Here is a 6,064-nt window from a genome sequence, read left to right on the forward strand (position 1 = left end):
TGACGCAGGCGCAATACTTCCGTCAACGCTGGAATTCGGATGCCGTCGGCTTGATGCTGTTCATCGTGCTCGGCGCGTTGATGATTCCCTATTTGCTCGTCGGCGTCATTGGCGGCTCAGTCACCTTGCGTGAAATCACCAACGGCCAAATTCCCGAATGGGCCGGCGGTTTGTTGATCTGCACGGTGATCTTGATTTATGTCACGTATGGCGGCATGCGCAGCACCGCCTGGGTCAACACTTTGCAAACGATTGTGTTCGTGGGCTTCGGCGTCATTGCGTTTTATGTGATTGTCAACAAATTGGGCGGATTGACAGGCGCGCTCAATATCGTTGCCGAGAGAAATCCCGAGCTGTTGATGCGCGGCGACAAAATCAAGCCGCTGCAATTTTTGACCTACACCTGCGTGCCGCTTTCCGTGGGCATGTTCCCCCACATGTTCATGCACTGGCTCACCGCCAAACGCGCCACGGCATTTCGCACTATACTGCCGTTTTACCCGCTTTGTATTATGGCGGTTTGGGTGCCCAGCGTGCTGCTTGGCATCATGGGCACGATCGATTTTCCTGATCTCAAAGGCCCGGCGGCAAACTCGGTTTTGATCAGCGTCATCGCCAAATATTCTCCCGATGTGCTGGCGGGCATGCTCGCCGCTGGCGTGCTGGCGGCGATTATGTCGTCGCTTGATTCGCAGGCCCTGTCACTCGGCAGCATGTTCACGAACGATATCGTGCGGCACTACGGCTTTCACGACAAAATGAGCGACAAGCAGCAGGTGCTGATCGGGCGATTGTTCGTGGTGGGCATTTTGGCGGTTTGCTTTCTGCTCTCACTCGTCGCGAATCGCAGCATTTTCAAGCTTGGCGTCTGGTCATTCACGGGTTATGCCTCGCTTTTTCCCATCGTGGCAGCGGCTTTATTTTGGAAACGCAGCACGAAATACGGCGCCATGGCTTCAATCGTGACGGTGGCGGTTTTGTGGATCTACTTTTTCTCGCAAGGCTCGGGCATTGTTACAGACAGCGGTATCATGGCAGTCGCCATAATTCTGGCTGCCTCGACTGCCGCGATGATCATCGGCTCGCTGTTGACCCAACCGCCGGAGCAATCGACGCTTGACAAATTTTTCGCGACGGATGGGCATATTTCTGCAAAAGAGGTTTCCTCGCGGACCGAAAAAATGCCCATTTCATAACCGCCATTGACGGCACACGCTGCAAGCCTTATGCGAATCGCCTACATCGCTGCGGGCGCGGACGAAAAGCCGGCGGGAACTTTTAACACAGGATGATGAAATGGCACGAATCGAGATTGGTAAACATCTGGCGGTAGATACCCGCGTTTGCGGCGGTCGCCTGATCTTCAAAGGGTCGCGTATACTTGTCTCAGACGCCCTGGAGCTCTTGCAAGCGGGTTATACACCGGAAAAGGTTGCGCAACAGTATCGCGACATCATTACAACAGAGGCCGTGCAGGAAGCCTTGTCTTTTGTCAAGCGCGGAATCGTCAAGGAGATCGCCGGTAAGGCAAGAGTTGCGGCATGATTGTCCTCGACCATAATATTCCCGAGGACGAAGTCGAGAAACTCCAGCAAAAGCGCGTCCGTTTTCGGCAAATCGGGCATGAAATTGGAAGACCGGAATGGGATGATCAACAAGAGATTTTGCGTTACCTGCATAATGCCAAACAAATGACATTTTTTACCCGAGACCTCGGCTTTTTTCGGCCGCGGCTTTGCCACCTGAATTATTGCCTCGTGATCATCACCGGGCCGGTGCAAGAAACGGCTTCGTTTATTCGTCGTTTTCTGCGCCATCCAAAGTTCAAGACTAAAGAAACACGAATGGGCTGCGTGTTGCGGCTCTCATCTGCGGGCATTGCATGGTGGGAGATCAAACGTGATCGCCAACAAAATATTTTTTGGTAGAAGACAAAAGCTGCGGTAGCAGGCCGCTGTTTTTCAAAATATGTGAATTTCTTATGCGAATCGCCTATATCGCCGCCGGCGCCGCTGGCATGTACTGCGGCAGTTGCCTGCATGACAATACCCTCGCCGCTGCCCTGCTGAAAAAAGGCCACGAAGTCGCCCTGATTCCTACCTACACGCCGCTGCGCACCGACGAGGCCAATGTCGCCGTCAATGATATTTTCTACGGCGGCATCAACGTCTATTTGCAGGAAAAATTTTCCTTGTTTCGCCGCACGCCGTGGGTGATCGACCGGCTGCTCAACAATCGCGCGTTGTTGAACTGGGTTTCCCGTTTCAGCTCCTCCACCAACGCCAAAGATTTGGGCAGCCTCACGGTTTCCGTGCTCGCCGGGGAGGGAGGGCATCAAAAAAAAGAGCTGGAGAAACTGGCGCAATGGCTCAAAGAATCCTACCGCCCGGAGTTGGTGCAGCTCACCAACTCCATGTTTGTGGGCATGGCGCATGAGTTGAAGAAAGCGTTGGGCGTGCCGGTTTTATGCGCATTGCAAGGTGAAGATCTTTTTCTGGACGAATTGATCGAGCCTTACAAATCACAGGCAAAAAAGCTGTTGCGTGAGCGGGCGCGTGAGATTGATGGTTTCATCGCTACCAGCCAGTATTATGCCGATTACATGGCGGATTATCTCGATATTCCTGCTCAAAAAATTCATGTCGTGAGGCTTGGCATCAATTTGCGCGATCATGGCAACGCGCCCGAGGCCAACAGTGAAAAGACTTTCGTCGTCGGCTACCTCGCGCGCCTTTGCCCCGAAAAAGGATTGCACCTGCTCGTCAAAGCCATGCAACAATTGGCGGAAAATTTTCAGCCGGGCGCCTTCAAGCTCAAAGTCGCCGGTTATCTCAGTCCGAAAGATCAAAAATATTTTGCGGATATTCAAAAGAAGATTCAGGCCTCGAGGCTGCGTGAGGCATTTGAGTATGCCGGTGAAGTCACGCGCGTTGAAAAGATAAACTTCCTGCAAAGCCTGCATTTGTTATCTGTTCCCACCGTTTACCAGGAGCCGAAAGGCTTGTACGTCTTGGAAGCGCTGGCGAATGGCGTGCCCGTGGTGCAGCCGCATCACGGCGCCTTCCCGGAATTGCTGCACGCAAGCAGCGGCGGCATTCTGGTGGAACCGAATTCAGCCTCCGCGCTCGCCGAAGGAATTTTGGCGTTGCGCAACGATGCCGCGCGCCGCAGACAGCTCGGGCGGCAGGGCAAGGCTGCGGTGCATCGCGATTTCAGCGACGAGACCATGGCAGAAGCAACGCTCGCCGTCTACCGTCAGTATTTGAAAGAATCAACGCAAGAAAAGGGAAGATCGATGGTTGCGAAAGAAACGGTTCTCGCTTAAATCGCCAATCAATTCTTTAATCATCAAACTTCCCGCTTCAATCTTCTGAGGAGAAATACATGGCAACACCCGAAGCGCAACAGCCGGGCATGACCTGGTTGATCTTCGCGCTCATGACGGTTGTTTCATGGGGACTCTACGGCGTTTTGCTGCACACCGGCCAAATGGCAATGGCGGATTCCGTCAACGGCCGTTATAAAGCATTTTTGTTCGTGGGTATTGCTTATCTGATCACTGCTGTCATTGGGCCGCTGATCGTTTTGTCCATAAACGGCGCGACCTGGAGCTTCACCGGCAAAGGCATGCTGTGGTCGTTGCTTGCCGGAACCGTGGGCGCGCTGGGCGCATTCTGCGTGTTGCTTGCCTTCGGCGCCAAAGGCACGCCCAGCGTGGTGATGTCGATTGTGTTTGCTGGTGCGCCAGTGGTGAATGCCCTGGTAGCGCTGCTGCATCCGCCGGCCGGCGGCTGGCAGAATCTGCGCTGGCAATTCATCGCAGGGATTTTGCTCGCAGCGCTGGGCGGATTTTTGGTGACGATGTATAAGCCGGCACCGGCGCCGCTAAAGCCAGCAGCAAGACAAGCCATCGAGACTAAGAACTAATTCAATCTTGCCAGTCTTGCTCAAGGTTAGTATCTTGTTGGAAAATTAGAGTCGCTGGAATTTGTTGTCAGAGGAAATAGCATGATTATAACACAAGCATCCGAAAAAATTCCCCTTCGAGAGGACCAAGACGGCGTTGTACGAGTTGGCGAGACACGTGTAACGCTGGATACGATAGTATCTGCCTTTAATCTTGGAGCAACCCCGGAAGAAATTGTGCAGCAATATCCTACGGTTTCCCTTTCGGATGTGTACTATGTTATCGGATATTATCTTCGGCGGCCTGCTGAAGTAGAAAACTATCTGCAACGCAGGCAAAAGTTAGCAACCGATCTACGTGGGCAGAATGAGCGACGCTTCGATCCCACCGGTGTGCGTGAGCGATTAATATCACGGCAGCAGAATGGAAGTATATAAGTTATGATCGCGCTCGCTGCTGATGAAAACTTCAATAATGATATTCTGCGTGGTTTGATGCGTCGAAACCCTGAACTCGATATTGTCCGAATTCAGGATGCTGGTTTGTCGGGTGCGGATGATCGAGCCGAGCTGGAGTGGGCCGCGCAACAAGGTCGAGTACTATTAACGCACGATGTCACCACGATAACGCATTATGCTTATGCCCGCATCAAAACTGGCTTACGGATGCCTGGTGTATTTGAAGTCGGCTATGCCTCCCGGTTGGTCAGGTGATCAACGACCTACTGTTAATCGCGGAATGCAGTCTTGATGGCGAATGGGAAGGCCAGATACATTATCTCCCGCTACGATAAAATCGCATTTGTTAGATGATCCAACCATGCTCCATGAATTTCACACCCAGCGCCGCATTGAATTCGCAGACACCGATTTGGCGGGCATCGTTCACTTTGCCCGCTTTTTTATTTTTATGGAAACCGCCGAGCACGAATTCTTGCGCTCGCTCGGCGCCAGCGTCGACATGACCATCGACGGCAAAAAAATCGGCTGGCCGCGGCTGGCCGCTTCGTGTGAATATTTAAGCCCCGCCAAATTCGAAGACATTCTTGATATTCATCTGACCGTGGCGCGCAAGGGCACAAAATCGATGACGTACAAATTCGAATTCAAGCACGGCGAAAGAATGATTGCGCGCGGGCAGGTCAGCTCGGCGTGTTGCGTCATCGAATCCGGCAACAAGCTCAAAGCCATTCCGATACCGGATTTTATTGCAGAGAAAATTCAGGAAGCGCCCGCTTCCGAAGATCGACGATAAAGGATGGAGAATGGCAACACAAGACTCAAGTCAGCTTTCACTTCAGTTAATCAATATCTATAAAAACTTTGGGAATGGAACCCGCAACATCGAGGTCTTGCGCGACGTTTCTTTCACCATGCAGCAAGGCGAATCGCTCGCCATTCTCGGGCCTTCCGGCTCGGGTAAAAGCACGCTGTTGCATTTGATCGGCACGCTCGATCAGCCTTCATCCGGAACGATTGCCATCAACGGTGCGTCGCCCTTTTCCCTCTCCGAGCCAGAGCTGGCAAAATTCCGCAATCAAGTCATCGGTTTCGTGTTTCAAGATCATCATCTCCTGCCGCAATATTCCGTGCTGGAAAATGTGCTGCTGCCATCGCTGGCATTCAAGTCCGCCTCGCAGGATACTGAAAAACGCGGCCGCATGCTGCTCAAGCGCGTCAGACGTGGCGCGCGGCTCGAGCATCACCCGGCCGAGCTTTCCGGCGGCGAGCGCCAGCGGGTGGCCATTGCGCGGGCCTTGATCAATCGCCCGAGCTTGCTGCTTTGTGACGAGCCCACCGGCAATCTCGACCGCAATACCGCCAATGCCGTTGCCTCGTTGTTGTTTGAATTACATCGCGACGAACAAAACATTCTCATTGCCGTCACGCACAGCCTCGATCTCGCCGGGCGCTTTCAACGGCGCTTTGAGCTGCGGGAGGGAACATGCGTTCCAGTTTGATTTATTACTGGCGCCTCCATCTCGCGGTGCTGCTCGGCGCAGCCGTGGCCACCGCCGTACTCACCGGCGCGCTGCTCGTCGGCGATTCCGTGCGCGGCAGTTTGCGCGATTTGACGCTCGAGCGCCTGGGCCGCATCGATTACGCATTGCTCTCCGAACGTTTCGTGCGCGAAGATCTCACCAATGACTTGAGCCGC

9 protein-coding genes and 1 pseudogene are annotated in these 6,064 nt (G+C 53.5%); all 10 read left to right on the top strand.

Translation table 11 applies throughout. The features are described from left to right. The coding region (locus tag FBQ85_25290; GenBank protein MDL1878448.1) for a sodium:solute symporter family protein at window positions 1-1,196 on the top strand (1,196 nt) is incomplete at its 5' end. A 100-nt stretch (window positions 1,197-1,296) separates the two neighbouring features. After that, window positions 1,297-1,545, top strand: coding sequence for a DUF433 domain-containing protein (locus FBQ85_25295; GenBank protein ID MDL1878449.1), 249 nt, complete (start codon window positions 1,297-1,299; stop codon window positions 1,543-1,545). After that, the gene (locus tag FBQ85_25300; protein ID MDL1878450.1) at window positions 1,542-1,928 is read left to right on the top strand and encodes a hypothetical protein; all 387 of its coding nucleotides are present in this window, start codon (window positions 1,542-1,544) and stop codon (window positions 1,926-1,928) included. Before FBQ85_25295 ends, FBQ85_25300 begins: the two co-directional genes overlap by 4 nt. Before the next feature lie 53 nt (window positions 1,929-1,981). Continuing rightward, window positions 1,982-3,325: a glycosyltransferase family 4 protein gene (locus FBQ85_25305; protein MDL1878451.1), complete on the top strand. Its 1,344-nt coding sequence runs from the start codon at window positions 1,982-1,984 to the stop codon at window positions 3,323-3,325. Between the two features lie 59 nt (window positions 3,326-3,384). Beyond that, on the top strand, window positions 3,385-3,927 hold the full coding sequence (locus FBQ85_25310) for a hypothetical protein (protein ID MDL1878452.1): 543 nt from the start codon (window positions 3,385-3,387) through the stop codon (window positions 3,925-3,927). 81 nt (window positions 3,928-4,008) lie between these two features. Then, the gene (locus FBQ85_25315) at window positions 4,009-4,344 is read left to right on the top strand and encodes a DUF433 domain-containing protein (protein MDL1878453.1); all 336 of its coding nucleotides are present in this window, start codon (window positions 4,009-4,011) and stop codon (window positions 4,342-4,344) included. Between the two features lie 3 nt (window positions 4,345-4,347). Continuing rightward, window positions 4,348-4,700 (top strand): annotated as a pseudogene (locus tag FBQ85_25320) (hypothetical protein). Between the two features lie 26 nt (window positions 4,701-4,726). Beyond that, window positions 4,727-5,161, top strand: a complete 435-nt coding sequence (locus tag FBQ85_25325) for an acyl-CoA thioesterase (protein ID MDL1878454.1) — start codon at window positions 4,727-4,729, stop codon at window positions 5,159-5,161. A 10-nt stretch (window positions 5,162-5,171) separates the two neighbouring features. Continuing rightward, a complete protein-coding gene (locus FBQ85_25330) occupies window positions 5,172-5,867 on the top strand; it encodes an ABC transporter ATP-binding protein (protein MDL1878455.1) in 696 nt (231 codons plus the stop codon). Next, a partial coding sequence (locus tag FBQ85_25335; GenBank protein MDL1878456.1) for a hypothetical protein occupies window positions 5,852-6,064 on the top strand: 213 nt, incomplete at its 3' end. The genes FBQ85_25330 and FBQ85_25335, both read left to right, overlap by 16 nt.

This window comes from Cytophagia bacterium CHB2, assembly GCA_030263535.1.
Taxonomy (GTDB): Bacteria; Zhuqueibacterota; Zhuqueibacteria; order Zhuqueibacterales; family Zhuqueibacteraceae; genus Coneutiohabitans.

Coding starts and splice junctions, on each gene's coding strand:
- FBQ85_25295 (MDL1878449.1), top strand. CDS start 1,297: ATGGCACGAATCGAGATTGGTAAACATCTGGCGGTAGATACCCGCGTT.
- FBQ85_25305 (MDL1878451.1), top strand. CDS start 1,982: ATGCGAATCGCCTATATCGCCGCCGGCGCCGCTGGCATGTACTGCGGC.
- FBQ85_25325 (MDL1878454.1), top strand. CDS start 4,727: ATGCTCCATGAATTTCACACCCAGCGCCGCATTGAATTCGCAGACACC.
- FBQ85_25330 (MDL1878455.1), top strand. CDS start 5,172: ATGGCAACACAAGACTCAAGTCAGCTTTCACTTCAGTTAATCAATATC.
- FBQ85_25300 (MDL1878450.1), top strand. CDS start 1,542: ATGATTGTCCTCGACCATAATATTCCCGAGGACGAAGTCGAGAAACTC.
- FBQ85_25315 (MDL1878453.1), top strand. CDS start 4,009: ATGATTATAACACAAGCATCCGAAAAAATTCCCCTTCGAGAGGACCAA.
- FBQ85_25310 (MDL1878452.1), top strand. CDS start 3,385: ATGGCAACACCCGAAGCGCAACAGCCGGGCATGACCTGGTTGATCTTC.